The organism is Rhodococcus oryzae (genome assembly GCF_005049235.1).
Taxonomy (GTDB): domain Bacteria; phylum Actinomycetota; class Actinomycetes; order Mycobacteriales; family Mycobacteriaceae; genus Rhodococcus_G; species Rhodococcus_G oryzae.
On record NZ_SUMD01000012.1, the window covers coordinates 151,102 to 157,186 of the forward strand.

Annotated in this window: 4 protein-coding genes; all 4 read left to right on the forward strand. The window is 69.7% G+C overall.

All coding sequences use genetic code 11. The features are described 5' to 3' along the window. Positions 1–31 precede the first annotated feature (31 nt). The 4 genes from glgX (at position 32) to FCG67_RS21755 (ending at position 5,872) form a co-directional block, all read left to right on the forward strand. On the forward strand, positions 32–2,137 hold the full coding sequence (glgX, locus tag FCG67_RS21740; protein ID WP_136911708.1) for a glycogen debranching protein GlgX: 2,106 nt from the start codon (positions 32–34) through the stop codon (positions 2,135–2,137). Between the two features lie 2 nt (positions 2,138–2,139). After that, positions 2,140–4,449: a malto-oligosyltrehalose synthase gene (treY, locus tag FCG67_RS21745; protein ID WP_136911722.1), complete on the forward strand. Its 2,310-nt coding sequence runs from the start codon at positions 2,140–2,142 to the stop codon at positions 4,447–4,449. 103 nt (positions 4,450–4,552) lie between these two features. Then, positions 4,553–5,362, forward strand: coding sequence for a mycofactocin-coupled SDR family oxidoreductase (locus FCG67_RS21750; protein WP_097214346.1), 810 nt, complete (start codon positions 4,553–4,555; stop codon positions 5,360–5,362). Between the two features lie 78 nt (positions 5,363–5,440). After that, positions 5,441–5,872: a mycothiol transferase gene (locus FCG67_RS21755; RefSeq protein WP_136911709.1), complete on the forward strand. Its 432-nt coding sequence runs from the start codon at positions 5,441–5,443 to the stop codon at positions 5,870–5,872. Positions 5,873–6,085 lie beyond the last annotated feature (213 nt).

The window sequence follows — 6,085 nt, forward strand, 5'->3', positions numbered from 1 at the left end:
GGGCTCCCCCGACGCGGGCTAGGGTCGAGTCATGGCACACACGGAGAGCCCGGCCATCGCGGTGTGGCCGGGCAGCGCCTATCCGCTCGGCGCGACCTACGACGGCGCGGGGACCAACTTCTCGCTGTTCTCCGAGGTTGCCGACGCGGTCGAACTCTGCCTGATCGGCAAGGATGGCACCGAGACCCGGGTTCCGCTCGAGGAGGTCGACGGCTTCGTCTGGCACGCCTACCTGCCCGCGATCGCACCCGGACAGCGCTACGGCTTTCGCGTCCACGGCCCGCACGATCCCGACGCCGGGCAGCGCTGCGACCCGAGCAAGTTGCTGCTGGACCCGTACGGCAAGGCGTTCGACGGCGGATTCGATGCCGATCCCGCGGTCCACACGTTCGGCTCGGACTCGCTGGGACACACCATGACCACCGTGGTGATCAACCCGTTCTTCGACTGGGCGTCCGATCGTGCGCCCCGTCGGCCGTATCACGACACGCTGATCTACGAGGCGCACGTCAAGGGGATGACGGCCACCCATCCCGCTGTGCCGGAGGAGCTCCGGGGCACCTACGCAGGCCTCGCGCATCCCGCGATCATCGACCACCTGCGCGGCCTCGGGGTCACCGCGATCGAGTTGATGCCCGTGCACCAGTTCATGCACGACCAGACCCTGATCGACCTCGGACTGCGTAACTACTGGGGCTACAACACCTTCGGATTCCTGGCCCCGCACGCCGACTACGCCGCATCCACCAAGGCGGGCGGTGCGGTCACCGAGTTCAAGGCGATGGTGCGGGCGTTCCACGAGGCGGGCATCGAGGTGATCCTGGACGTGGTCTACAACCACACCGCCGAGGGCAACCACCTGGGCCCGACGATCAACTTCCGCGGCATCGACAACGCCGCGTACTACCGGCTGGTCGAGGGCGACCTCGCGCACTACATGGACTACACGGGCACCGGGAACAGCCTCAACGCCCGGCACCCGCACACCCTGCAGCTGATCATGGATTCGCTGCGGTACTGGGTGACCGAGATGCACGTGGACGGATTCCGCTTCGACCTGGCGTCCACCCTCGCCCGGGAACTGCACGACGTGGACCGGCTGTCCGCGTTCTTCGACCTGGTGCAGCAGGACCCGATCGTCAGTCAGGTCAAGCTGATCGCCGAGCCATGGGACGTCGGAGAGGGCGGCTACCAGGTGGGCAACTTCCCTGGACTGTGGACCGAGTGGAACGGCAAGTACCGCGACACCGTCCGCGACTACTGGCGGGGCGAACCGTCGACCCTCGGCGAGTTCGCCTCCCGGCTGACCGGCTCGTCGGACCTGTACGAGGCCACCGGGCGCAGGCCGAGTGCCAGCATCAACTTCGTCACCGCGCACGACGGCTTCACCCTCGCGGACCTGGTGTCCTACAACGAGAAGCACAACCAGGCGAACGGCGAGGACAACAAGGACGGCGAGAGCCACAACCGATCCTGGAACTGCGGGGTGGAGGGCCCGACAGACGACCCCGAGATCCTCTCGTTGCGGGCCCGCCAGCAGCGCAACCTGCTGGCCACCCTGATGCTCAGCCAGGGCACCCCGATGCTCGCGCACGGCGACGAGATGGGCCGGACCCAACGCGGCAACAACAATGTGTACTGCCAGGATTCACCGCTCGCCTGGATGGACTGGTCACTGGCCGAGACGAACGCGGACCTGGTCGAGTTCACCCGCAACGTGATCGCGCTGCGGGCCGCGCATCCGGTATTCCGCCGCAGGCGGTTCCTCGAGGGCGGCCCGATCCGGTCCGGCGAGCAGATCCGCGACATCGCCTGGCTGACACCGGCGGGCGAGGAGATGACCGCGGAGGACTGGGGTAGCGGCTTCGGCCGCTCGCTCGCGGTGTACCTCGACGGCGAGGGCATCCAGGAGCCCGATCAACGCGGCAGGCGCGTGGTCGACGACTCGTTCCTGTTGTGTTTCAACGCCCATGACGAGGCGCTCGAGTTCACCGTCCCCGACGACGGCGGCGGCGCGCACTGGGCGGTCGCGCTCGACACCGCCACCGGCACCGGGCTCGTGGACGCGGTGGTCGGCGGCGGCGGGACGACGAAGGTGGCGCCGCGATCGGTGGTCGTGCTGCGCTCGGTTCCGTGACCGTGCCCGCGATCACCGGGACCTACCGGCTGCAGCTGCGCGGGGACGCGTTCACCCTCGACGACGCCAGGCGGTTGGCGGACTACCTCGACGATCTCGGCGTCTCCCACCTGTACCTGTCCCCCGTCCTGACCGCGGCCGCGGGGTCGACCCACGGCTACGACGTGATCGACCCGACGTCGGTGTCACCCGCGCTCGGGGGCCGGAAATCCCTGGTGGCGTTGGCGTCCGAGCTGCGCGGCCGGGGCATGGGGCTGGTCGTGGACCTGGTGCCCAACCACGTCGGGGTGGCCGACCCGAGGCAGAACCGCTGGTGGAGGGACGTGCAGACGCACGGAGCCCGCTCCGCGTACGCGTCGTTCTTCGACATCGACTGGGCACAGGGACGATTCGCGGTGCCGGTGCTCGGCGACGACGAACCACTCACGGTCGACCGCACCGGCCCGGAGCCGATGCTCGCCTATTACGACCACCGCTTCCCGATCGCGCCGGGAACCGATGGCGCCGACGCGGCGACGGTGCACTCGCGGCAGGCGTACGAGCTGGTCGACTGGCGCAGCGGCCGTGTCGGCTACCGGCGGTTCTTCACCGTCAACGAGCTGGCCGCGTTACGCCAGGAGGACCCGGCGGTGTTCGAGGCGAGCCACCGCGAGCTCCGGACCTGGGTGTCGGACGGACTCGTCGACGGGGTCCGGATCGATCACCCCGACGGGCTCACGGACCCGGCCGGCTACCTGCGCCGGCTGCGGGAGCTGCTCGGTGCGGACCGGTGGCTGGTGATCGAGAAGATCCTGGCCCCAGGCGAACCCCTCGACCTCGCGCTCCCGGTGGACGGCACCACCGGCTACGACGCGCTCGGCGAGCTGACCGAGGTGTTCCTCGACCAGTCGGGCGAACGGGAGCTGACGGACCTGCACCTGCAGTGCACCGGCGACCGCGGCGACGCCGAATCGCTGCGGCGGTCCGAGCACGAACTCAAGCGCGCGGTGCTGCGCGGCGCCCTGGCCCCGGAGGTCCGCCGCGTGGTCGGCGCGGTGCGGCGCGACTCCGGCACCGACATCGGCCCGGAGGCCCTGACCTCGACTGTGGTGGAGACCCTCGCGCTGGTCCCCTTCTACCGCACCGACTACGGCCCGACGTCCGGCGCGCTCGGCGATGCGATCGGCGTTGTGTCCGAGGAGCATCCGGAGCTCGCCGGGGCGTTGTCGGCGCTGTCCGCAGCGGTTCGGGCGGAGGGCGAGGCGGCGGCGCGGCTGCAGCAGGTGTGCGGCGCGGCGATGGCCAAGGCCGTCGAGGATCGCCTGTTCTACCGGACCGCGCGGTTGATCTCGCTGCAGGAGGTGGGCGGCGACCCGGGCAAGTTCGGGGTGACGGTCGCGCAGTTCCACCTCGCGCAGGCCCGGCGGGCGCGGGACTGGCCGGCCGCGATGACGACCCTCTCCACCCACGACACCAAGCGCGGCGAGGACGTGCGGGCCCGGATCGGCGTGCTGTCGCAGGCGGCGGGACTGTGGTCCCGTTCGGTGCGCGCCTGGGAGGAACTCGCGCCGAGCCCGGACCCCGCCACCGGGCTGTTCCTGTGGCAGTCGATGTTCGGGGTGTGGCCGGTCGTCGGTGGCCCGGACGAGACGGTGCGTGAGCGACTGCACGCGTACGCGACGAAGGCCGTGCGGGAATCCGGCATCCGGACGTCATGGGAGCGCGTGGACGCGGCCTTCGAGTCGCGGGTGCACGCGTGGATCGACGAGGTGATCGACGGCCCGGTTGCGGCGTCGATGTCGGATCTGGTCCGAACCCTCGCGCCCCACGGTCGGGTCGACTCCCTCGGGCAGAAGCTGCTGCAGTTGGCCGGGCCGGGCATCCCGGACGTGTATCAGGGCACCGAATTGTGGGAGGACTCGCTGGTCGACCCGGACAACAGGCGGCCGGTGGACTTCGGCGTGCGGCGGCGGCTGGCGGCCGACCTGCGTCCGGTGTCGGCCGTCGATGCTGTCGCGAAACTGACGGTGACCCGGGCGGCGCTGCGCCTGCGGCGCGAACGCCCGTCGAGCTTCGTCGGTGGCGCCTACGCACCGGTGACCGCCGACGGTGCGGCGTCCGCCCATCTGGTCGGGTTCCTTCGCGGCGAGGACGTGATCGCGATGGCCACCCGGCACAGCCTCGCGCTGTCCCAGCGGGGGTGGCGCGGAACCTCAGTTGCGCTGCCGCCCGGCACCTGGACCGACCGGCTGAACGGGCACGTGTTCACCGGCACGGTTCCCCTCGAAGAGCTGCTCGACCAACTGCCGGTCACACTGCTCGCCCGCGGCTGACCAGCGCTCCGTCCACTGACCGGGACGATTCGGCACACGATGACAGAATTTCGCCTAACGTGATCTGTAACACGTTCACACCGCACGCGGGAGGCTCACAGCAATGGCGAATCGGTTCGAGGGCAAGGTCGCATTCATCACCGGCGCAGCGCGCGGTCAGGGCCGGGCGGAGGCGGTCAAGTTCGCGCAGGGCGGCGCCGACATCATCGCGCTCGACGCGTGCATCGACTTCGACTCGACGCCCTACGCGGGCGCCACCGAGGAGGACCTCGCAGAGACCGTCCGCCTGGTCGAGGAGCAGGGCCGCAAGATCGTCGCCACCAAGGCCGACGTGCGTGACTTCGCCGCCGTCACCGCCGCGCTCGATGCCGGGGTCGAGGCCTTCGGCCGCCTGGACTACGTGGTCGCCAATGCCGGCATCTGTTCGGCGGCACTGTCCTGGGAGATCACCCCGGAGCAGTGGCAGGAGACCATCGACGTCAACCTGACCGGCGTCTTCTTCACCTGCAAGGCCGCCATCCCGAAGCTGATCGAGCAGGGCGAAGGCGGGTCCATCGTCGTCACCAGCTCGGTCTCGAGCCTCAAGGGCGCGCCGTTCTTCGGCCACTACGTCGCCAGCAAGGCCGGCATCGCCGGACTGACCCGGACCATGGCCAACGAGCTGGGCATGCACAGGATCCGCGTCAACAGCGTGCACCCCTACGGTGTCGCCACCGGCATGGTCATGTCCGACGTGCTCCCGCTCATGGAGCGCTTCGCCGAGACGCTCGCCCCCGCCTTCATCCCGTCGCTGCCCGACGGATTCAGCCAGCCCGAGGACGTGGCGAACGTCGTCGCCTTCCTCTGCTCCGACGAGGCGCACCACATCACCGGCATCAACATGCCTATCGACCTGGGCAACGCCGCACGCTGACCCGAGCCACTCCGACGAACCGCCGACCGGGTGATCCCGGTCGGCGGTTCGTCATTTGCGACGTGATCCAGCGATAGGCTGCCTGCCTGCGAATTCGGCTATTTCGGTTACGTTCTCGGCCGCCCGGCCCCGATCGAGCTGCCGTGGGACCTACCCGGTGCCCGAGAGAATGCCGACCTATGGGCCACGCCCGATGAATCGACGGGCTTCATCGTGGACGGCCTCTACCGACGATCCTGGGAGCATGCCGGGCAGACCTTCGAGGCGCTCGACCTGGACTCGCCGGGCTCCGTGCCAGGATGGCCCGAACCGCACGTCACCCTGCACCAGATCCTGGTGCACATGAACATCGAAACTGCCCGGCACGCCGGGCATGCCGACATCGTCCGGGAGACGATCGACGGCGCCGCAGGCATGACCGAGGACAACGACAACCTGCCCCACGGAACCGCCGAACTCCGTCGCGCCCACTTCGAGCGAGTCCAGGCCGCCGCCGACACATTCCGCTGAGCCGAACGCCTGTCTTGTGTCGGACCCCCGGAATACGATCGAATGTATGTTCGAGAACGGTGGCGTCGGCGGGGTGAGGTCCGGTATCGAGGCGGAGGTCGCCTCGTTGCTGGCCGACGTCGCTGCTCTCGACGAGGTTGCCTGGTCGTGTCGGGCGGAGAATCGGTTGGCGGCGCGGAAGGTGTTGGCGGCGGGCCGGTTCTGGGAGTCGTG